This is a genomic window from Paenalcaligenes sp. DL 309 (assembly GCF_057475285.1).
In genome coordinates this window covers 158,895-178,964 of sequence record NZ_JBYBKW010000004.1, presented here as the reverse complement: position 1 = coordinate 178,964, position 20,070 = coordinate 158,895, and the positions used below count along the sequence as shown (strand labels likewise).

Below are 20,070 nucleotides of genomic sequence, written 5' to 3'. Positions count from 1 at the left end.
TTTAGGCAGCTGTCATAGAGATAATAGATTCTATAGTATGGCCTACATTTAATAAATGTGCATCGTGGTGCGCGGGAGCTGCCAGCATAAAGCCTACCGGCGCACTATCTGCTGGATGACACGGGATGGACAGCGCGCAGCCATTTAAAAAGTTAATAATGGCGGGGTTACGCAAAATGCGGCCATTGGCAGTGAAATAGGCGTCTTCATCGGCCAGTTCGGCAATAGTGGGAGGAACCACGGGTGTAGTGGGCATAATTAAGCCATCGTAAGGCGCTAAAAGGGCTTCCATTTGGGCTATCCATTCTTTACGGGCCTGTTGGAGGCTAATGTATTCTTCGGCGCTTTGTTTGGCGCCCAGTAAAATGCGTGAAGCCACGCGCGGGTCATAGCGCTCTTGGTGGGCTTCTATATGCGCTTTGTGATAGTAAAAGGCTTCGGGACACACAAAACCACCCAAACGATTTAAATACGCGAGGTGGTCTAGCTGAGGGATTTCTGCGCGGTCAATTTGCGCACCTTGGGCCTCTAGTTTGGCTACCGCAGCTTCAAAATGCTGACGCACCGTCTCATCGGCATGGCCCATCACGTAATTGGTGGGTAATAAAAAGCGTAGCTCGGCGAAGGGCAGCGTTTGCAGCTCTGGCTCCGGCTCCCCACTGAGTATGGCATCTACGGTGGCACAACAGGCCACAGAGAGCCCCAAGGGGCCGCTGGAATCTAAAGAATGGGATAGCGGCATGACGCCATCGGTAGGAATACGATCAGCGGTGGGTTTAAAACCGGTAATGCCACAAAATGCCGCTGGAATACGTATGGAGCCACCGGTATCGGTGCCTATGGCTGCTACTGACATACCATCGGATACAGATACCCCCGCACCGGAAGAAGAGCCACCCGGAATACGGCCACTGCCTTCATGACGCTGCCACGGCGCTTTGGGTGTGCCGTAATGAGGATTAATGCCCAAACCGGAGAAGGCAAACTCTGTCATATTAGTGCGGCCAATAATAATGGCGCCTGCATTGATTAAGCGCTGCACTAGGGTTGCGTTTTCTGTGGCGGCAGGCGCTTCGTTTAGCAGCGCCGAAGCCCCCTTAGTAATATCGCCTTTGTAATCAAATAAATCTTTAATAGAAATAGGAATACCTTCCAAGGCGGAGCGTTTTAAACCGGCCTGGCGCAATAGGTCAGAAGCCTGAGCAGCCGCTAAGGCTTGCTCTTTATAGACGGATAAAAAAGCCGTGGCGCCTTCGCCAGCAGGATCTGCAATGCGGGCCAAGGCCTGCTCAGTTAAGCGTACGGCGTTAATTTCACCGGCATCTAAGGCTTGCTGTAGCGTAGCGATGGTAGAAAAAGAGGTAGACATATGTATTCCTATTTCTGGGTTTTTGGTGATTGTATTAATAGTAATTAATTGTTTTCAGCTAAAAACTCAATCTCGTACTGATGACGAATACTTCGTTTTAGTACGGGATCAAACAGCTCCATAATAAAGGTAGATGAGGGACGAATAGGGCCTATGGTAGCCACAGTGCCACAAGTCATCACAGCGTGCGCGGGCATGCCCTCTTGTCTGAAATGTTTTTTGATGAGATCTAAGGGGTTGAGTAAGGTGGCTACGGTGCCGTCTTGGTAGGGCACCTCTTTGCCATTTTCTACAATCCAAGAGCGCAATTCTAATTGATCCCAATGATCGGCCACATCGCTAAAGCGCCAGGCGGTGGTGGCGGTAGGCTTTACGCAAATTTGTTTGGATAGCGCCACGCTGTGTGCTTCTAAAGCGCGGTCTGTGTGATCGGAAGCAATGCTTAGGCAAAGCTCACCCTCATAATCAAAGACCACCACTTCCACCTCACCCGAGCTGTGCGGGCCTACTACTTGTACGTGAGAGTCTTGGATTAATTGGTTCGCAGCCACTAAATAAAACAAGGGCACAGCGCTAGGGCGCGGCACACCCAATTCAGCCAACTCTAAAATATGATGTTCAATGGCGGCCGAATCCCGCCCGGCCCACCCGGCTACTACGCATCGCTTAGCGGTAAGGTTAATGGCAGTGGAGCTAGGCGCGCTAGCTGAGTTTTCTGTATGTAATTCAAAGTGTAATTTCATGTTTTTAACCAAATAAACGAGGGAGCCAAAGGGCAATATCAGGGAAAACGGCTAACAAAAACACCATGCCTAGCAGCATCAACACAAAAGGGAAGCTGCCGAGCATCACGTCATTCATGCTGCCGGAGGTGCGTAAGCTTTGCACCACAAATAAATTCAAACCCACAGGTGGCGTAATCAAGGCCACTTCTATAAGCACAATAATGGTAATACCCAACCAAATGGGATCATAGCCCAGTGCAATCATTACCGGCGCCACAATAGGAATGGTGGTAATCATCATGGATAGGGTTTCCATAAAGCAACCCAACACCAAATAAAACACCACCAACACTAACAACATTACGGTAGGTGACACACCTAAGTTTGTAATAGCACCGGTAATGGCCGAGGTGAGCCCAATGCCAGACATAATGAAGTTTAAAAAAGCCGCGCCCAAAATAATCAGCATAATCATGGCGGTGGACTTCATGGTGCCCTCAAAACTTTCTTTAAGCATGCGTAGGCTCAGTCTGCCACTAAAAGCGGCCAGAATTAAAGCGCCCACCACACCTAAGGCGGCGGCTTCGGTGGGCGTGGCAATACCCGCATAAATAGAACCCACCACTAAGGCAAAAATACCTAGTGGGGGGATTAAATGCACCAAACTGGCGAGGCGAGCGGCCCAGGTAGCGCTAATTTTTTTCCCACCCCATTCGGGCTTGATAATACAAGCCAACGCAATGGCTGCAATAAATAAAGCCGCCATGCTTAAACCGGGAATAATGCCCGCTAAGTACAATTTAGGCACTGAGGTATTAGTCAGCACCCCGTAAATCACCAGATTAATAGAAGGTGGAATTAAAATACCTAAGGTGCCACCGGCTGCCAAACTACCTAAGAATAAGGGCTCGTTGTACTTTTGCTTTTCAATCTGCGGCAAGGCCACGGTGCCCACGGTAGCGGCAGTGGCCACACTAGAGCCTGAGGTAGCGGCAAATAAGGCACTGGCCCCAATATTGGCATGCATTAAGCCGCCGGGTAACCAAGACAGCCAAAGGCTCATGGCGTTATACATACGCTCGGCAAGGCCGGAACGTAAAAGAATCTCGCCCAGCATAATAAATAGGGGTACGGCCACCAGTAAAAACTCATTACTGGTGCCCCAAGAGACTTCACCAATGGCGCGACTTAAAGGCAAAAAGGAGTAAATGGGATCGAGAATGAGCCCTAATACACCCAAGGCGGCACCCACAGGGATACTGATGCCGATTAATACCAATAATAAAACTAAGGAGGTGGTAATCATGCTCTATCCTCTTGAACTAAGCGTTTACCGGCTTCGGCTTCTTCGCTGGCTTCTTCACGAGTAGTGCGTATACCGCAAATGGCCCTGACTTGATCGATATCGCCTGTAACTAGGGTTAAAGAGGCGCGTAATAGCATTAAGGCTAAAACCACGCAAAGCCAAATCAAACCCGTTACCCATAAAGCTTGTGGTATCCATAAGGGGGTGGCTAATATGGAGTTAGCGGTGGAGTTATAATGCCAGGAATCCACGGCCACATTGGCGGCGTAATAGGTGAGATACACAATAAAAACAGCTAAACCGATAAGAGCCACCCAATCCAGGAAGGCAGCGATGCGTACCGGTAAATGTTGATAAATGGCATCAATACGTATATTGGCTCTATCTAGGGTGGCAAAAGACAACGCCCAAGACACACTAATGGCAAAGGCATAGCCCGCGAGCTCATCAGAGCCGCCAAGGGGAGAGCTAAAGAAGCGGCGCGCAATAATATCTGCAGTGATATAAAGCGCACTAAGGAGGGTCAGACTGCCAGCAATCCAAATAGCAATACGCGATAGCGTGGTTGCGCCTTGCAGTAACCGCCCTAGTAAAGAAAAAGAAGTGGAGGTTGTCATGAATATGCACCTAAACCTGAAAGGAATAAGGGCGCTTGATTGGCTAAGCAATCAAACGCCCTCGTTTTGAACTACATAGTGGCAGTCAAAACAAATAGCGAATTATTTGCTTGCTTTTAAGTCAACAATAGGACCAATGTATTCGTTAAAGTTATCTACACAATCGGCGGAACAACGCTTAGCCCAGCTAGGGATCACGGTGTTATTCATCACGTCTTTGAGGAGTTTTTGGTCTTCAGCAGTGGGCTCAACCAAGGTCATATTGCCTTTAACGTCTAAAGTGCAGGCTTCAGCACCGGTGTTGCAGTCATAACCTTGCTGGGTTTCTACTGCGGCAGCTTCCCAAACCTTATCTACGAGTAGAGCCACGTTGGTTTCTAAGAAATCTTGCACTTTGGGGTCAAGCTTTTCCCAGAACGGTTTATTCGCCACGATGAGCTGCTGGTTCCAGTTAATGGGCAGGGCGTATAAATGATCACTGACCTCATACCATTTGGCTGAATAACCCGACATAGAGCCTGTAATGGCACAATCCACTACGCCGTTTTGCAGTGCTGGCACGACTTCACCAAAAGGAATGGTTACGCTGCTGCCACCAAAAGCTTGTACAAATTCGGCTTGAGTGCGGCTACTGGTACGGACTTTTTTGCCTTTAAGATCACTTAAACCCGAAAAGCTACCATTGCAAAACAACACCTGCGCGGGATAGGTAGACATGCCTAAGAGTTTGGCGTTGTTTTTGGCGTAATGTTCTTCATAGGCCGGTAAGAAGGCATCGGTAATTTGGCGTGCGGTATTTATATCAGGGGCGAGGCCAGCGAGGTCAATGGCTTCGTTAATGGGGTTGTCTGTAGCAAAGTAGGCTAAGGTGGCGCTACCAATAGGAATCACACCTTGGCTTACTAAACGCAATACCTCAGGACCTTTGAGACCCATCTCATTATAGCCTTTGATATCTACGGTGATTTGACCATCGGAAAGCTCAGGAATGGTTTCAGACCAGAAGGGCAGTTCGCCATTTTGGTAGGCGGTGAGGTTACTCAAACCACCCACTACGGTGAGTTTAGTTTTGGGTAGGTCTTTGACGACTTCTTGGGCTTGGACCCCAAAAGCGGCAAAACCTACTAACAGGGAAGTCGCTAACAGTCTTTTCATTGAAATCTCCTAAGTAAAACAGAATTGTCTACTTAAAAAGTAGGTCAGAGCGTATCAAATGGATTGCACCGTATTGGCTGCGTACTGTCCAATTGTATGTTTGGATATCTAGGTATAAGGATTTCTTATAGGTGGGGTTGAAAATCGAGCGCAATGTCTTGCGCCATTCGGGCTACCGTGCGTGCTATATGACTGTCTGGTGAGTCTAGCCAATGGGCATAAAACGCCAAATTAGGCAGCGTACTTTTTACCTCTAGTAATTTTAATTTTCCTTGTGTTAATGCGGGTTTGACTAAGGTTTTAGCCAGTAGACTAGGGCCCATGCCACGCTCTGCCATATGCAAAATAGTACTGAGCGATGCACTGCCGTAAATACGTGGTGCAGGCACCTTGGCATCATGTAAAAGTTGACTTACTATACGATACGGTAAACTACCTACGGGGTAGGTGATAATAGGGTAAACACTTAGTTCATTTACCTCCAAAAGACGGCCATGCAATTTGAGTTTAGGGCTGGCTACCCAAGCTAAAGGGTATTCGCCCAGCGCTAAACATTCACTTTGGGCACTTATGTCTTTGCCCACAAAAAAAGCAAGATTTAACTGATAATTAAGTAGCTTTTCACGTAAGACTTGGCTGGTATCTACGTGTATTTCTATAATTAACGCGGGGTATTGCATGTGTAGCTGCTCAATAAGTATATGCAGCCAGGTGTGTACTAGGGTTTCAGCTACCCCTAAATGAAAGGTGCCTCGGATCACATTCGGGCTTTGGGCTACGCGCAGCATTTCGGTGTGTAGCTCCAGCATACGCTGCGCATGAGACAGTAATTCTTGGCCTTTATCGGTTAGTTTAATACCGCGTACTCCCCGATCAAAAACACGGGCAGACACCTGTTGCTCAAAGCTGGCAATACGCTGTGAGATGGAGGGCTGTGTGGTGTTGAGCTTTTCAGCCGCCGCGCTAAAACTACCCAGTTCAGCCACCCAGATGAAGGCTTCGATTTGTTTAAAATCAATCATAAATGAAAGCTAAAGAAGAGGAATTGCTATAAGAGCTCATGATAACTGGGCCGTCTTCACTTTACGCATTATAATCTGCCAATGAGTACAAAAATACTAATAGTTCGCACCTCATCATTGGGTGATTTGGTGCATATGCTACCTGCTATCACCGATTTGGCCACGCATTTGCCTGGGGCACAAATTGATTGGGTGGTAGAAGAGTCTTTTGCCCAAATTCCCACTTGGCACCCGGCTATTCATGACGTCATACCGGTGGCGCACAGGCGTTGGCGTAAAAGCTGGTGGTCTGCGCAGTCTAAAGCCGAGCGAGCAGCCTTTAAGACTAGATTACAGCAAACGCCGTATGATGTGGTCTTAGATATGCAGGCGCTGTTAAAAACCGTGTGGATTACGCGTATGGCGCGCGGTGTGAAGCATGGTTTAGATTGGAAATCCGCCCGGGAGCCGCTGGCTTCGCTATTTTTTAATATCAAGCACCGAGTGGAGTTTTGGCAGCCAGCCATTACACGTCAGCGCTTATTAGCTTCATTAGCTTTTGATTACGAATACAGCGGTAAGCCCAATTACGGTTTACAAGGTATTACGCGTAGCGTAGAGGTAGAACCCGTGGCCATGATTATGCCCTCGGCCAGCCGTGACGATAAGCTTTGGCCGGTAGCTAACTGGCATCAGGTGTTTGACGCTTTGCAGGCAAAGGGTCTGGGTTTACGTTTATTAGCGGGCAGTGCCGCTGAAACCGCGCGTGCCGAAGAACTGATCGCTGGCCGTGACAATGCCTTGGTGCTGCCGCGTATGGGTTTAACTGAAGTAGCGCATGAGTTGGCCAAAGCAAGCATTATGATTGGCTTAGATAGTGGTCTTACTCATTTGTCTGCCGCCTTAGAGCGACCCACCATAGGGATTTACAAAGCCTCTACGCCGGTACGCACTCCTTTAGTCAGCACAGCCTATGTGGCTAGCTTAGGTGAAAGAGGGCATGAGCCCACGGCAGAGGTGGTGCTTAGTGCAGTGCAGCAAGCCTTTCAGCAAACTTAACAGTACAATGAGTAATTATACCTAGTAAAAACTTAGATAGGGGTTCGGTTGAATCGTTTTATATATACCCTACTGTTAAGACTATTATCACCCGCGCTATTAGCGTGGATGGCTTTGCGTGCCAGACGCGCGGGGGGTGATTGGCAGGTATTCAGCCCTCTGCGTTTTGGTTTTTACGCTAAAACACCCCGGCCTAAAGGCGGGGTTTATATTTTGGTGCATGCAGTAAGTTTAGGTGAGATGCGGGCGGCTCAGCCCTTAGTTGCCGCCTTACTCAATGAGGGGCATAAGGTATTACTTACCCACCTCACCAATACCGGCTATGCCGAAGGCAGCCGCATTTTCAATACTGCCATTGCCGAAGGGCGGCTAATTCAACAATGGCTGCCTTATGATTTCCCCGGAGCTGCAAAGCGCTTTTATGCACATTATCAGCCACGTCTGATTATTGTTATAGAGCGTGAAACTTGGCCTAATTTATTGTATCAAGCACACAAAGCAGGCATTCCATTGCTTTTAGTAAGTGCTCGTTTTTCTGCTAAAGCCTTACGTCAATCCTTGCGCATCGGGACCTTGATGCAAAGTGCCCTGGGCCGATTTACCGCCATTTATGCGCAAAGCTTTCAAGATGCGCAGCTGCTAGAGCGTGCGGGTGGGCGAGGGGTGCGGGTGTCGGGTAATTTTAAATTTGATGTGCAGTTGTCTGAAAAGCAAATTGCCCGCGGTAAAGAGCTGGCTTCGCGCTTAGGGCGCAAGATCGTGGTTATTGCCAGCACGCGTGAGGGGGAGGATCAGTTATTTATAGATGCGATGCGTAGATATATTCGGCGTGAGCAGCAGCAAGACTTAGACCCTTCACAGCGCACCTTGTTTTATTTAATTCCGCGTCATCCCCAGCGTTTTGAGTCCGCCGCTGTATTGCTAGAAGCCGAGGGCTGGAACTTCATCAGACGTTCTCAGTTACTGCAAACCGGAGATTGCACCAGTATGAGCTTGTCTTGCTGCGAAAAAGCCGATGTGCTACTGGGCGATACCATGGGTGAATTGCCTTGGTACTATGCGCAGGCCGATGTGGCCATCATAGGTGGTAGCTTTGCTCCCTTAGGCGGCCAGAACTTCATCGAAGCTTGTGCCCTAGGCGTGCCCGTCATCGTAGGCCCCCATACCCGTAATTTTGAGCAAGCCGTAAATGATGCCCTTGCCGAAGGCGCCGCCTTACGCGCCAGCAGCCCCGACGCCGCCCTCAAACACGCCATGCAGCTACTAGAAGACCCCACCCAACGCCAACGCATGGCCGACGCCAGCCTCCACTGGGTCCAAAAACACAGCGGCTCCGTGCAGCGAGTGATGACGGGGATTAATGAGGTGCTGGGACAGCACGGCTGTGGCTAATCCCCTCCGGCTGCTGCGGTGCGTCCAATAATGGCCGATCTGACACCCAGCGGCGATGGTTATATCGGTCAAACACAAAAAAACCCGCCTTAGCGGGTTTTTTATATCGGGCGTGGCCCGACATCTACAGTAGATACCGGGGCTATGCCCGGTATTACAATTAGATTTTTTGTACGGATTTGGCTTGTGGGCCTTTTTGACCTTGAGCCGATTCGTAAGAAACACGCTGGTTTTCGTCTAAAGACTTGTAACCGGTACCGAGGATATCGGAGTGGTGTACGAAAAGGTCTTTACCGCCATTTTCTGGGGAAATAAAACCGAAACCTTTTTCGTTGTTAAACCATTTAACTGTGCCGTATTCTGTTTGCATGATATGCATTTCCTAAATAATGATGAGCCTGAGCTCTAAAGAACAGATTCTCAAGGTACAAAATTTGGCAATGCGATTTACTATCTAGCAAACTTTATTGAACTAACTTCGACGAACTTGATAACCTACTTTCAGACTGTAGACCACATTCACATCGCAGTCAAGGTAAATAACGCTTTAGTGCATTATTGTTGTAAAAATTCAAATAATAACGCTGCGCTGCCAGATAATTCATTTTTATTACGCACGGCAATCAGTAGCTTGCGCTGTGCCCAGCTGTCTTTGAGGGCAATGAATTGCGTATTAGGCAAATTAAAGGTCAAGCTGCTTTGATACGGCAGCACACCCACATACGAACCGGTGCCTGCATTAATGAGTAAGCACATGGTTTCATAATTATCGACCTCAGCGCGTATGGGGATGCTGCGGTTCGCTTCCATGGCCACTTTGGTGAGCTGATAATTAATTTGCGTGCCACTGCGCAACACAATTTGCTCGTAGTTTAAGCAATCTTTAAAAAATAAGGCCTGCGTATCGGCCAAGGCTAAGGGGTGATCCTTGGGTACAAGTAAACCTAGGGAGTCATGACGAAATAAAGCGTGTTGAATATCGGCGTCGTGCGGTAAATCGGTGTAGATGCCAATGTCTGCCTGTGATTTTGCAATAGCATACACAATATCGGTGCTGTTTTTTTCTTCTATTTTTAAATGAATAGCCGGGTGTAAGGCGATGAAATCGGCCAGTAATTTAGGCAGGTCTTGGGCAATAGCAGAGATATTAGTCAATAAATGAATATGCCCTTGCTGACCTTGGGAGTAGCCTTGAATATGGGTTTTGATGTCGGCCACGCTATTTAATACGCTGCGTGCTCTGTACAGCAGCTCTAAGCCGGCTTGAGTGGGGTGCACGCCCTTATTGGTGCGGCGTAATAAGGGCGTGTTAAGTTGCTCTTCTAAGTCTGCAATGCGGCGGCTGATGGCGGCCGCGGCGATGTGTTCGCGCTGGGCAGCCAAGCTAATCGTGCCTTCTTCTACCACCCGCACAAATAACCGCAGACTGATCAGATCCATTGATAATCTATGGATTATGGATTATGGATTATGGATTATGGATTATGGATTATATGGAGGTTTTTCCAGATAATAAAAAACCCGCGTTAGGCACCTTGGTCTCTAAACCTAAAGTTTTGAGCATTTGGTACACCGTGGCCACCGAAGCCGATAATACAGGCTTACCGATTTGGTCTTCAGCGCGCTGAATAGCAGGCAAAGAAGGCATTTGCACACATGCAGATAGCACCACAGCATCTACGCCTTCGTGATCTAGGCGCTTGACGTGCTCAAGTAAGTTTTCAGGATTGAGTAGACCCACTTCTAAGTTATCAGATACTTCTAAGCTGATGGAATCTTTGACTTCAATGCCTTCGTGCTCAATGTAATCCACCACAAGCTTTGTGAGGGGCTTCATGTAGGGGGTGATGATAGACACTTTTTTAATGCCAAACTCTTTCATGCTGTTAACTAAGGCACCAGCGGAGCTAAGTACGGGAATGTCTACACCGGTTTCTTTCACTGCGGCTTCCAAACGTTCTTGGGATTTGCGGTGATAACCATTGCCTTGAGCCATCACTGCTACTAAGCAAGCATAGGCCATTACGCTACAGCGGGCATCGGCTAGCTCAACCACACAGCGGTCACTGGCGTTATCCATGGCTTTGAGCTCTTCAGGTGTCACATTCATCATGCGCATGCGGGAAGAGTGGAAGGTGAAGCGCTCTTCAGGGAAAAGCTCCGCGCGGGCATTAAGCATGGCGGGGATTTCGGTTTCCATGGTGGTGTTAGAGCTAGGTACGATTTGACCAATACGATATGTTTTCATTTTCATGTCTCCTGTAAATTAACAGTGTCATCATAAAATAGATTTTGCTTTGTGCAAAACAATGATTGATGATGCTGTCATCGTTTTTTGCGATGACGGTGTCTAGGGTTTATCGTTAATAAAACCGGTGAGCAGGGTGCGCCCTATGATTTTAAGATCTAAGAGCACAGACCAATTATTGATATACCAAAGATCGTGCTCCACGCGTTTTTGCATTTTCTCTACGGTATCGGTTTGGCCGCGTAGACCATTGACTTGCGCCCAGCCGGTAATGCCGGGTTTGACCTTATGGCGTTGCATATACGATTCTACTAAATCTTTGTAATGCTCATTGTGCGCCAAGGCGTGAGGGCGCGGGCCCACGATAGACATGCGGCCTTGCAGCACATTATAGAATTGCGGCAACTCATCTAAGCTGGTCTTGCGTAAAAAAGCGCCCAAGGGCGTAACACGCGGATCATTCATGGCCGCTTGTGTGACTTGACCATCCGCTTCATTGTGCACTTCCATGGATCGAAATTTATAGACTTTGAAGGTTTTGCCATTAAAGCCTAAGCGCTGCTGCTTAAAGAGAGCGGGACCCGGAGAGGTGAGTTTAATGGCAATATAAATCACTGCACAAACAGGCAAAATGAGCAAACTAATTAGACTGCCTAAAATCAGATCCTCAGCTCGTTTGATGATGCGGCTGCTGCCCCCCATTGGGCTGCAGCTAATATCAATGGAATACATACCCGCCACTTGGCTGATTTGGTGATTGAGTAAAGACAAATCCGACATATCCGGCAAGAAACGGATTTCCACTAAATGATGGCGCAACACATGCAGTATTTCTTTAATGCGATCGCCATCAGTGAGAGGGAGGCAAATCCAAATCTCGTGGGGAGTCAGTTGGTTAAGGGTGTTAGTTAGTTCCACCAAAAAATGGGCATCATCGGTGGCGGGGATGGTTTGAGATATAGAGAAGCCATGCGCCGGTAGTTGCTCTGCTATGCGAAAGACGCGGTGCTGCTTAGCGGCATCACTAATAACCAGCACATTTTTTTGGTTTTTCCCTTGGCTGCGTAGGTGACTGAGCAGCAGATAAACCAGTAGCCTAAAACTAACAATGGCTATAAAGCCTAAGCTGACGGTATAAAATATCCAGTAGCGGGAAAAGTAATGCGCCATTTTGGCGCCAATCACAACCAGCGCTAAGATAAACAAAGCCACTACCCAGGCCCAAAAAATACGCCGTAAAGGATGGCTTAGCGCCTGCCCACGCCATGAGTCATAACACCGAGTGCCCACCTGCGATAACACCACCGTGAGGCTAAAAATAAGAGCGGCAAATAAATACCATTCATTCATCTGCCACTGATCAAAACGCAGCCAATATGCCAGCGTTGCCGCGCCAAAGAGTAATAACAAATCAATGACCCCCGTGAAAAAAGCCACGGGATAGCGCTCAGCGAAGATGGAAGGGGGCAGATTATTATTCATCAAGATACTTTTCCCAGCCCTCAGGTTCCGGCGCATAAGGATTATAGCGATTCAGCATTTTTTCGTAATCGGCTAAGACTTGCTCCCAGGTGAATTGTTCAGCGTGACGTAAGCGGGCTGCTTTACGCATGGCATGGGCTAAATCCGGCTTGGCTAATAAGGTGGTGAACTGCGCCGCACAGCTGTCAGCATCGGTGAAGTATTCAGCGGCTTCATTACCTGCTACCCAACGATTAAAGCGGTTCGCATGCGCCAGTATAGGGTTACCCGCGCCTAAGGCTTCTACCAATGAAGGGTTTGTGCCGCCCACCTTATGACCGTGCACATATAAATAACTGTGATAACGCAGGGCCGTGAGGGTAGGCTTATCGTAAATAGCGCCCACAAATTGCACCTCGTTACTGGCAGCGGCCAGCACGTGTTGGTGATAGGGGTTGTCTTCCTTAAAACTTCCTAAAACCACTAGGGTATGGCCACGCGGCTCGCGGCTAAAGCCTTCTACAATTTCTAAGATGGAGTTTTCCGGCTCGGGGCGGGCAATCACGGTGGAATACTTGCCCGGCTCTAAGCCCAGCTCACGTATGGGTTCGGTGGCTGCATCGCTAATTACCGGTGCACCGTAAGGAATCATAGTGATGCGTTTTTCATCGGTGCGATTGGCTAGATGAGCTTTAATATCCGGGTGATCGGCCACTAAATGGGTGCCAGACCAGGCAGCAATGCGCTCGTTTAGAATTAGCCACAACTTGGCAAAAGTGCCCCATTTATCGCGTTCATATTCTAAGCCATCCATATTAAACACATTAGCTTTACCGCGCATTTTTTGCAGTAAATTAAAAATGGCAGTGTTATAACCCAAAGTGAGCGTGAGACTGGCTTGGTTACGGGCATGCAGGGCGGCTTTTAGATCAAAAACCATGGTGCCCAGCGCCCCTTTTTGCTTAACCGGAATGTGTACGCGCCGCACACGCCCCCACATGGTTTCGTACAAAGTGGTGCGCTCCCAGTCTTCTTGGCAGTACACGGTAACGCGCCAGCCTTTTTGGACTAGGTATTGAGAAAGCGCTTCGGCAAAGCTTTCAAAGCCGCCGTGCTGCGCGGGCACGCCTCGGGTGCCTAAAATTAATAATCGTTTGTGCATAGCGCAATAATAGGATGCTTAAAAAAATAGCCGTTTCAGCCCTAATCGTAACTTATGCCAAATTAAACGGCTGAGAGACGGTGAGTGCCCTAAAGCGTGTGCCATGATTTGGCTGCGCTGAGCAATTAGCCGCAGTTGCTTGAGCTTATGCCCAGCGCGCTGGGCGGTAAATGCCTGCGCTCCCACTACATTATCATCATGCTGTCGGTAGAGCACAGTTTGCTCTGCTAGGGGGATAACTTGACCATAATACGCCACTGCCGTGGCTATCCAATGATCATGAAAAATACCCGCCGTAGTAGGCAGAGGTAAAATCACCTTTAGTGCCGCCTGATTAAATAAGGTGGTGCAACCTGTAACCATGTTTTGCACCAGCAAATCTTGCCAGCGCTTGGCCCACTTTGGGTCTAGTTTTTGCAGCTGCCACATAGAAGCATGCAAGGGCTCTAACTGCGTAGTAACTATGGTTAAATCAGTGCAAATCAATAAGGGTGAGCGAGCGGAAGCCGTAGACTGTGCAGCCTCCGCTGCTAGCATGGCCTCCATTTGCACGCGCAACTTATACGGCAGCCACACATCGTCTTGGTCTGCCAGCGCAATATAACTGGCTTTCGCCTGTACCGTCTGCAGTAATGCCGAGATATTAGTGGATACACCACTCTCACCTTGGGTACGTTGCAGCAGCTGCAGTTGCCGCTGGGTAGGCAGGGGTAGAGCCTGCATTTGTTGCACCACAGCAACGGTGTCATCACTAGAACCATCATCACGCACGTGTATACGCAGCAGTCCGGCGTAATCCTGATCAATGATGGACTGGATTTGCTCGCCTATGTACGCCGCCCCATTATAGGCGGGCAGCAGTACATCTATAGCAGGATAAACAGGTGTCATGAGTAGTGGCTACAGAAAAGCTTAAATGCGCTCAAGGCGATAATCGCCACTGAGTACATCTTGCCACCAACTTTCATTATCTAAATACCATTGCACGGTTTTACGTAGGCCGGTTTCAAAGGATTCTTCCGGCACCCAGCCTAGCTCACGCTCAATCTTTGCGGCATCTATGGCGTAACGCACATCGTGGCCCGGGCGGTCTGTAACAAAAGTGATCAGATCGGCGTAGGGCTTTTGTTTACCGTCTACTTGCCAAGGGCGCAGCTCGTCTAAAAGCGCACAAATCTGCTGCACCACATCAATATTTGCCAATTCATTATGGCCGCCAATATTATAGGTTTCACCCGGCACGCCTTTTTGCGCCACTAAAACTAAAGCGCGGGCATGGTCTTCCACATAGAGCCAATCACGAATTTGCTGACCATCACCGTAAATAGGTAAGGGCTTAGCTGCCAGCGCGCTCAGAATCATATGCGGAATGAGCTTTTCAGGGAAATGATAAGGGCCGTAATTATTTGAGCAATTTGTGACTAAAACCGGTAAACCGTAGGTGCGCTGCCAGGCACGCACTAGGTGGTCTGAACTGGCTTTGGAAGCCGAATAGGGTGAGCTAGGGTCGTAAGAGGTGCTTTCGGTGAATAAGTCATCCGTGCCGTCCAAATCACCATACACCTCATCAGTAGAAATGTGATGAAAGCGGAAATCCGCTTGTTGCGTAGCATTTAAGCCACTCCAATAGGCGCGCGCAGCTTCTAATAGCTGGTAAGTGCCTACAATATTGGTTTCAATAAAGGCGGCAGGACCAGTAATAGAGCGATCCACATGAGATTCTGCCGCTAAATGCATAACTACCGTAGGCTGGAATTCAGCAAATATCTTCTTTAAAGCGGCTGCATCACAAATATCATGGTGATAGAATCGATAACGCTCAGACTGAGCGCTATTAGCTAAAGAGGCTAAATTGCCTGCGTAGCTCAGTATGTCTAAATTGGCGACTTCGTATGAGGTGTGGTTGATTAAATGACGAATAACCGCTGAGCCGATGAAGCCGGCACCGCCAGTAACTAAAATGCGCATAACTAATCCTATCGTTTTTAAGAAACAAACGGGCCCATAATATCAAAGCTCGCATGCTATAATTAATAACTTTTTGCTACAGAAAACTTTACAGTTGTCTTTTAGGTCTGCTATGAAGCCTACCCGTCGTACCGAACTGGCCACAGCTGTTTTCCAGTTTAGAAAAACCTTTTACAGCCTAGCTGCCTTTAGTTGTGTGATCAATATATTAGGCTTAACGCCGTCATTATATATGCTTCAAGTATATGATCGCGTTTTAACTAGCCGTAATGAAACCACGCTTTTGATGCTCACCTTACTGGTAGCAGGCTTGTACTTATTGTCTGCCGCCTTAGAGTTTGCGCGCTCTACCGTGCTCATTCGCGTGGGTAATCGTTTAGACGTCATGCTAAATAAGCGCGTCTTTGATGCCGCCTTTGAGCGCAACCTCAGAAAAGCCGGTGGCAACCCTTCTCAAGCCCTCAATGATCTCACCAATGTGCGTCAGTTTTTAACGGGCAACGCGCTCTTTGCCTTTTTTGACACACCCTGGACCCCCATCTACATGGCGGTGGGCTTTATGGTACACCCCATATTAGGTTTTATTATGTTGGGTGGGTCCATTGTCTTAATTATTTTGGCTTACATAAATAACGTCAGCACTCAAAAACCCTTGGCTGAAGCCAACCGTGCCGCCATTGGTGCCGCGCAGTTTGCCGATAATCACTTGCGTAATGCCGAAGTCATTGAGTCCATGGGCATGCTGCCCGGATTACGTCAGCGCTGGATGAAGCAACACATGCAGGTCTTATCTCTGCAGACTCTAGCCTCAGACCGCGCCGCGCGTCTGAGCACGCTGACGCGTTTTGTGCGTATGTTTTTGCAGTCGCTGATATTAGGTGCGGGGGCGCTGCTGGTGATTGCCAATGAAATTACCGCCGGTATGATGATTGTGTGTTCTATCTTAATGGGTAGAGCGCTGGCACCGGTAGAGCAGGTGATTGGTGGCTGGAAAACTATGCTGTCTGCCCGTGAGTCGTACGATCGTTTGGAAGAAATCCTTAAAAATGCCCCGGCTCGTGGCGAAACCTTAAGTCTACCCAGACCTAAGGGAGATCTACTGGTGGAAAACGTCATCGCCGGTGCGCCCGGTCAGCAAGTGGCCATATTGCGCGGCGTGAGTTTTGCCGCTAATGCCGGTGATGTGGTGGGGGTGATTGGGCCCTCGGCATCGGGTAAATCCACCCTAGCTCGATTGCTAGTTGGCGTGTGGCCCACTAGGGCGGGCAGTGTGCGCTTAGATGGTGCTGATATTTATCTGTGGAATAAAGACGAATTAGGCCCCTATTTAGGCTATTTACCTCAAGACATTGAGCTGTTTGATGGCACCATCGCGGAGAACATTGCCCGTTTTGGTGAACCGGATTCAGAGAAAATCATCCAAGCCGCGCAGCGTGCGGGCGTGCATGAAATGATTTTACGCTTTCAAAATGGTTACGACACGCCTTTAGGTGCTGGCGGTATTGCACTTTCTGGTGGGCAAAAGCAACGTATAGGCTTGGCCCGCGCCATGTATGGCGATCCCGCTATGGTGGTCTTAGATGAGCCCAATTCTAATCTGGATGATGTGGGTGAGGCGGCCTTGGTACAAGCCATCGCCGATCTCAAACAGCGTGGCACCACCGTTATTTTAATTACGCATCGCATGAATATTTTGCAAGCCGTAGATAAATTACTGGTTATGCGTGAGGGTACGGTCACCATGTTTGGTCCGCGTCAAGATGTGTTGAAAGCATTGCAGCAGCAGCGCAGCCAAGCACAAAACCCACCCCAAGTTCACTAATACTAGGCGTCTTTTATACTATGCTCAAAAGGCTAAAAAACAAACTTTCTTCTACTGATATAGATCAAGCCGATGCCGGCGTAGACACCAATGCCAGCTCACCGTTGCGTTGGGGTATTTTGGTGCTGTTATTCGGTTTTGGTGGCTTTGCCTTATGGGCTGCCTTTGCTCCCTTAGATGCCGGGGTCACCGCTGAAGCCTCGGTGCAAGTGTTTGGTAACCGTAAAGCCGTACAGCATTTAGAAGGTGGCAGCGTTGATGAAATCTTAGTTCAAGAAGGCGATTACGTAGAAGCCGGGCAGGTGTTAATTCGCCTTAACCGCACGCGTGCCTTGTCTGAGCAAGCCGTGGCCAGTGCGCAGTATATAGTGTCTAAAACCATAGAAGCCCGGCTAGAGGCTGAGCGTGATGGCAGCGATGAGATTCATTATTCCCCTGAGTTGCTGGCCTCGTACGGGAATGATCCCCGCTTTATAGAAGCCAGAAAAGTGCAAGAGCAGTTGTTTTTAACGCGTCGCAGTGCCCTCAAGGGGGAAGTAGAGATACTTGAGGAAAACTTACGTGGGGCCCAGCAGCAATTACGTGGTTTAGAAGAAGTACAAAAAAGCCGCCGCTCTCAAATTGATTTTGCCCGCCAAGAGCTAAATGGCGTGCGTGAGTTGGCTAAAGAAGGTTACTTACCGCGTAACCGTATGCTTAATTTAGAGCGTGATGCTGCACAATTAGAAGCGGCTTTATCGAATGATGTGGTCGAAGCAGGCCGCACGCGTAACCAAATCGCTGAGCTAAAGTTGCGTATTTTGCAGCGCCAGCAAGAATTTCAAAAAGAGGTGCAAACTCAGCTCTCTGATATTCAAAAAGAAACCTCTTCCTTGGCTGAGCGCCTAGCGGCCTTAGATTACACCGTCAGAGAAACGGAAATTCGCGCTCCTATTGCAGGCTTTGTGCAGGACGTGACAGTGCATACAGAAGGGGGAGTTATAGGCCAAGGGGAGCAGCTTATGGAAATTGTGCCCAAAGACCAGCGCTTTATTATCCAAGCCCAAGTGCCGGTACAAAGTATTGATAAAGTAGAATCCGGCTTAGAGGTGGAGATTACCTTTCCTGCCTTTAACCATGCCCGCACCCCAAATATCCCGGGCAAGGTGCTTACCGTTTCTGCTGACCGCCTAACCGATGAAAAATCCGGTATGCCGTATTATTTAGCGCAAATTGAGGTCACTCCCGAAGGCATGGAGTTACTGCGCTTTAATAATGTACGCCCCGGTATGCCCGCGGCTGTACTTATTCGCACGGGTGAGCGTACGATGATGAGTTATATACTCAAGCCTTTCTTAGAGCGTTTAGACAAGTCATTTACTGAAGATTAATTATGTGGCGCACTTTTATTGCTTCTTTCGCACTGAGTTTACTGAGCGCTAACGCTTGGGCCAACCCCGTTAGCCTGAGCACCGCGTGGGAGGCCGCGCGCCTGCATGATCCCAGTTACAAAGCGGCTATTTCTGAGCGCGAAGCCGGTCAAACGGAGCGCGCCTTGGGTTTAGCGCCTTTATTGCCTCAAATTAGCGGCTCAGTGGGGCGCACTCGTATGCGCGGTGATCTAGACACGCCCGATGCCCGAGGCAATATGGTGCGCCAAGACCTGCATTACACTTCTAAAACTAACGATATCAGCCTGCAGCAAAGTGTGTTTGATTGGGATCGCGTCACCGGCTACCGCCAAGGCCACGCCAAAGCTGATCAAGCCTTAGCCACCTTTGATGTGCATGCCAATGACACCTCCGAGCGACTGATTAATCGCTATTTTCAAGTGTTGTTAGGTTATGAGCAGGTGGTGATTAGCAAAAATAATTTAGACGCCACTGCGCAGCACGTAGACATTGCAAAGCATTATTTTGAGAGGGGCGAAGGCACCATTACCGAAGTGCACGAAGCGCAAGCACGCCACGATATTGCCAATGCGCGCTGGTTAAGAGACAAAGATAACTTAGTAGTAGCGCGCCGTGAGCTGCAGGAGATGATAGGCAGCGATCCGCAAAGTATTTACGGCTTACGCCCTGAAATTGCTCAAGCTGAGCTACAGCCTCAAACCTTAGACGGCTGGATGCTGCTGGCCTTAGAGCGCAATGCACAAATACAGGCTTCCACGCAAGATGTACGCGTGAATGCCTTAGAAATTCAACGCGCCTTTAGTGGCCACCTACCTACCATCGCTCTTACGGGCAGCTTGCGTAAAACCGAAGGCGAATCCATTTCCACCCGCGCTCAAGAGTCTTCCACGCGCTCCATAGGGGTGTCAGTACAAGTGCCTATTTTTGCGGGCGGCGCCACCCAAGCGGGCGTACGCCAAGCCCAACACAACCGTGATCGTAGCCAGCACGAACTCGAGGCCATGCGCGAAGAAATCGCCGTAGAAGTCACCCGCCAGTACCAAGGCGTTATCAGTGGCGTAGAACAAATCATCGCCCTGCAAAAAGCCGTAGAATCTAACCAACTCGCCGTCAAAGCCGCCGAAAGCGGCTACCAAGGCGGCGTACGCAGCATCATCGATATACTCGACGTACAAGAGCGCCTCTACCAAGCCCAACTAGACCTAGTACAAGCCCGCCTCGAATACGTCATGTCCCGCCTCATGCTCGCCGCCGTCGCCAACGGCCTCAACGGCCCCCTCATCGAACAAACCACCCACCTCTTCTTCAACGACCAGCCACTAACGGTACAGTAGGGGTTGGAGGAGTCGGACTCGGTAGTAAAAAGCGAGCCATGCTCGCGATCCCCGGACGGC

18 protein-coding genes are annotated in these 20,070 nt (G+C 49.0%); 5 read left to right on the top strand and 13 right to left on the bottom strand.

Annotation, left to right across the window (positions count from 1 at the left end):
• Position 1 precedes the first annotated feature (1 nt).
• The 6 genes from AC2UZJ_RS07165 to AC2UZJ_RS07140 form a co-directional block, all read right to left on the bottom strand.
• Positions 2-1,369 carry an amidase gene (locus AC2UZJ_RS07165; RefSeq protein WP_486949449.1) on the bottom strand — a complete coding sequence of 456 codons (1,368 nt, stop codon included), beginning with the start codon at positions 1,367-1,369 and terminating at the stop codon, positions 2-4.
• A gap of 44 nt (positions 1,370-1,413) precedes the next feature.
• Positions 1,414-2,112, bottom strand: a complete 699-nt coding sequence (locus AC2UZJ_RS07160; protein ID WP_486949448.1) for a DUF2848 domain-containing protein — start codon at positions 2,110-2,112, stop codon at positions 1,414-1,416.
• 4 nt (positions 2,113-2,116) lie between these two features.
• A complete protein-coding gene (locus AC2UZJ_RS07155) occupies positions 2,117-3,400 on the bottom strand; it encodes a TRAP transporter large permease (protein WP_486949447.1) in 1,284 nt (427 codons plus the stop codon).
• Positions 3,397-4,017, bottom strand: a complete 621-nt coding sequence (locus AC2UZJ_RS07150) for a TRAP transporter small permease subunit (protein ID WP_486949446.1) — start codon at positions 4,015-4,017, stop codon at positions 3,397-3,399. Before AC2UZJ_RS07150 ends, AC2UZJ_RS07155 begins: the two co-directional genes overlap by 4 nt.
• A 102-nt stretch (positions 4,018-4,119) precedes the next feature.
• Positions 4,120-5,172, bottom strand: coding sequence for a TRAP transporter substrate-binding protein (locus tag AC2UZJ_RS07145; RefSeq protein ID WP_486949445.1), 1,053 nt, complete (start codon positions 5,170-5,172; stop codon positions 4,120-4,122).
• A 125-nt stretch (positions 5,173-5,297) separates the two neighbouring features.
• Positions 5,298-6,194 carry a LysR family transcriptional regulator gene (locus AC2UZJ_RS07140; protein WP_486949444.1) on the bottom strand — a complete coding sequence of 299 codons (897 nt, stop codon included), beginning with the start codon at positions 6,192-6,194 and terminating at the stop codon, positions 5,298-5,300.
• An 81-nt stretch (positions 6,195-6,275) separates the two neighbouring features.
• On the opposite strand from AC2UZJ_RS07140, the gene waaC reads away from it, so the two are divergent.
• Positions 6,276-7,232, top strand: a complete 957-nt coding sequence (waaC, locus tag AC2UZJ_RS07135; RefSeq protein ID WP_486949443.1) for a lipopolysaccharide heptosyltransferase I — start codon at positions 6,276-6,278, stop codon at positions 7,230-7,232.
• Positions 7,233-7,280: 48 nt separating this feature from the next.
• Positions 7,281-8,624 carry a 3-deoxy-D-manno-octulosonic acid transferase gene (locus tag AC2UZJ_RS07130; RefSeq protein ID WP_486949442.1) on the top strand — a complete coding sequence of 448 codons (1,344 nt, stop codon included), beginning with the start codon at positions 7,281-7,283 and terminating at the stop codon, positions 8,622-8,624.
• Positions 8,625-8,784: 160 nt separating this feature from the next.
• Here the strand turns inward: AC2UZJ_RS07130 and AC2UZJ_RS07125 are convergent, their stop codons facing one another.
• From AC2UZJ_RS07125 to rfbB, 7 genes are all read right to left on the bottom strand, one after another.
• Positions 8,785-8,994 carry a cold-shock protein gene (locus tag AC2UZJ_RS07125; protein WP_486949441.1) on the bottom strand — a complete coding sequence of 70 codons (210 nt, stop codon included), beginning with the start codon at positions 8,992-8,994 and terminating at the stop codon, positions 8,785-8,787.
• Between the two features lie 185 nt (positions 8,995-9,179).
• Entirely contained in the window at positions 9,180-10,064 is an 885-nt protein-coding gene (locus AC2UZJ_RS07120) for a LysR substrate-binding domain-containing protein (RefSeq protein ID WP_486949440.1), read from the bottom strand.
• Positions 10,065-10,113: 49 nt separating this feature from the next.
• Positions 10,114-10,872: a maleate cis-trans isomerase family protein gene (locus AC2UZJ_RS07115; RefSeq protein WP_486949439.1), complete on the bottom strand. Its 759-nt coding sequence runs from the start codon at positions 10,870-10,872 to the stop codon at positions 10,114-10,116.
• Positions 10,873-10,974: 102 nt separating this feature from the next.
• On the bottom strand, positions 10,975-12,354 hold the full coding sequence (locus AC2UZJ_RS07110; RefSeq protein ID WP_486949551.1) for an undecaprenyl-phosphate glucose phosphotransferase: 1,380 nt from the start codon (positions 12,352-12,354) through the stop codon (positions 10,975-10,977).
• A complete protein-coding gene (locus AC2UZJ_RS07105) occupies positions 12,347-13,495 on the bottom strand; it encodes a DUF1972 domain-containing protein (protein ID WP_486949438.1) in 1,149 nt (382 codons plus the stop codon). Before AC2UZJ_RS07105 ends, AC2UZJ_RS07110 begins: the two co-directional genes overlap by 8 nt.
• An 18-nt stretch (positions 13,496-13,513) precedes the next feature.
• Positions 13,514-14,386 (bottom strand): glycosyltransferase, encoded by an 873-nt coding sequence (locus AC2UZJ_RS07100; RefSeq protein WP_486949437.1) that lies wholly within the window; start codon positions 14,384-14,386, stop codon positions 13,514-13,516.
• Between the two features lie 21 nt (positions 14,387-14,407).
• The gene (gene rfbB / locus AC2UZJ_RS07095; protein ID WP_486949436.1) at positions 14,408-15,463 is read right to left on the bottom strand and encodes a dTDP-glucose 4,6-dehydratase; all 1,056 of its coding nucleotides are present in this window, start codon (positions 15,461-15,463) and stop codon (positions 14,408-14,410) included.
• A 112-nt stretch (positions 15,464-15,575) separates the two neighbouring features.
• Here rfbB and AC2UZJ_RS07090 point away from each other — a divergent pair, with 112 nt between their 5' ends.
• From AC2UZJ_RS07090 to AC2UZJ_RS07080, 3 genes are read left to right on the top strand one after another with little or no spacing between them, the layout of a single operon-like run.
• A complete protein-coding gene (locus AC2UZJ_RS07090; RefSeq protein ID WP_486949435.1) occupies positions 15,576-17,285 on the top strand; it encodes a type I secretion system permease/ATPase in 1,710 nt (569 codons plus the stop codon).
• A 20-nt stretch (positions 17,286-17,305) separates the two neighbouring features.
• Entirely contained in the window at positions 17,306-18,655 is a 1,350-nt protein-coding gene (locus AC2UZJ_RS07085; RefSeq protein WP_486949434.1) for an HlyD family type I secretion periplasmic adaptor subunit, read from the top strand.
• Positions 18,656-18,657: 2 nt separating this feature from the next.
• Positions 18,658-20,010 carry a TolC family outer membrane protein gene (locus AC2UZJ_RS07080; protein ID WP_486949433.1) on the top strand — a complete coding sequence of 451 codons (1,353 nt, stop codon included), beginning with the start codon at positions 18,658-18,660 and terminating at the stop codon, positions 20,008-20,010.
• The last annotated feature ends 60 nt before the right edge of the window (positions 20,011-20,070 follow it).

Bases quoted from the DNA above. Each gene is read 5' to 3' on its own strand.
- AC2UZJ_RS07085 (WP_486949434.1), top strand. From the start codon at position 17,306: ATGCTCAAAAGGCTAAAAAACAAACTTTCTTCTACTGATATAGATCAA.
- AC2UZJ_RS07160 (WP_486949448.1), bottom strand. From the start codon at position 2,112: ATGAAATTACACTTTGAATTACATACAGAAAACTCAGCTAGCGCGCCT.
- AC2UZJ_RS07150 (WP_486949446.1), bottom strand. From the start codon at position 4,017: ATGACAACCTCCACTTCTTTTTCTTTACTAGGGCGGTTACTGCAAGGC.
- rfbB (WP_486949436.1), bottom strand. From the start codon at position 15,463: ATGCGCATTTTAGTTACTGGCGGTGCCGGCTTCATCGGCTCAGCGGTT.
- AC2UZJ_RS07105 (WP_486949438.1), bottom strand. From the start codon at position 13,495: ATGCACAAACGATTATTAATTTTAGGCACCCGAGGCGTGCCCGCGCAG.
- AC2UZJ_RS07120 (WP_486949440.1), bottom strand. From the start codon at position 10,064: ATGGATCTGATCAGTCTGCGGTTATTTGTGCGGGTGGTAGAAGAAGGC.
- AC2UZJ_RS07080 (WP_486949433.1), top strand. From the start codon at position 18,658: ATGTGGCGCACTTTTATTGCTTCTTTCGCACTGAGTTTACTGAGCGCT.
- AC2UZJ_RS07165 (WP_486949449.1), bottom strand. From the start codon at position 1,369: ATGTCTACCTCTTTTTCTACCATCGCTACGCTACAGCAAGCCTTAGAT.
- AC2UZJ_RS07140 (WP_486949444.1), bottom strand. From the start codon at position 6,194: ATGATTGATTTTAAACAAATCGAAGCCTTCATCTGGGTGGCTGAACTG.
- AC2UZJ_RS07145 (WP_486949445.1), bottom strand. From the start codon at position 5,172: ATGAAAAGACTGTTAGCGACTTCCCTGTTAGTAGGTTTTGCCGCTTTT.
- AC2UZJ_RS07125 (WP_486949441.1), bottom strand. From the start codon at position 8,994: ATGCAAACAGAATACGGCACAGTTAAATGGTTTAACAACGAAAAAGGT.
- AC2UZJ_RS07100 (WP_486949437.1), bottom strand. From the start codon at position 14,386: ATGACACCTGTTTATCCTGCTATAGATGTACTGCTGCCCGCCTATAAT.
- waaC (WP_486949443.1), top strand. From the start codon at position 6,276: ATGAGTACAAAAATACTAATAGTTCGCACCTCATCATTGGGTGATTTG.
- AC2UZJ_RS07115 (WP_486949439.1), bottom strand. From the start codon at position 10,872: ATGAAAACATATCGTATTGGTCAAATCGTACCTAGCTCTAACACCACC.
- AC2UZJ_RS07155 (WP_486949447.1), bottom strand. From the start codon at position 3,400: ATGATTACCACCTCCTTAGTTTTATTATTGGTATTAATCGGCATCAGT.
- AC2UZJ_RS07110 (WP_486949551.1), bottom strand. From the start codon at position 12,354: ATGAATAATAATCTGCCCCCTTCCATCTTCGCTGAGCGCTATCCCGTG.
- AC2UZJ_RS07090 (WP_486949435.1), top strand. From the start codon at position 15,576: ATGAAGCCTACCCGTCGTACCGAACTGGCCACAGCTGTTTTCCAGTTT.